At 30.1% G+C, this 269-nt stretch carries 1 protein-coding gene; it reads left to right on the top strand.

The window, feature by feature from the left end; translation table 11 throughout:
• The coding region (locus AAEY83_RS15420) for a hypothetical protein (RefSeq protein ID WP_351060314.1) at positions 1–269 on the top strand (269 nt) is incomplete at both ends.

The following is a 269-nucleotide window of genomic DNA, read 5'->3' as shown; positions in this document are numbered from 1 at the left end:
GCATACTATTTCTTTAAATCATGTATTTGATGATTATTTTACGTACTGGTATGTGCCAATTATTTTACTCGTTTTATTGCTGAGTGTTATTTTTACCGTTATTTTAAAGCTAAAAAATGTAAGTGCTCTCACAGAGCTAAAGCCTTTTTCGGGTTTATTTAAATTTCTTATTCCTCGTCAATTAATTAATGAGTATAACTCTTTAATTACCACGCTATTATTTCCAAGTAATCATAAAAAGGGTGTTAAAGCCTCTACACCTCAAACCC

The organism is Psychrobacter sp. TB20-MNA-CIBAN-0197, from assembly GCF_040309765.1.
Taxonomy (GTDB): domain Bacteria; phylum Pseudomonadota; class Gammaproteobacteria; order Pseudomonadales; family Moraxellaceae; genus Psychrobacter; species Psychrobacter submarinus.
The sequence above is the reverse complement of the archived record's forward strand: the minus strand, read 5'-3'. Positions and strand labels throughout refer to the sequence as shown.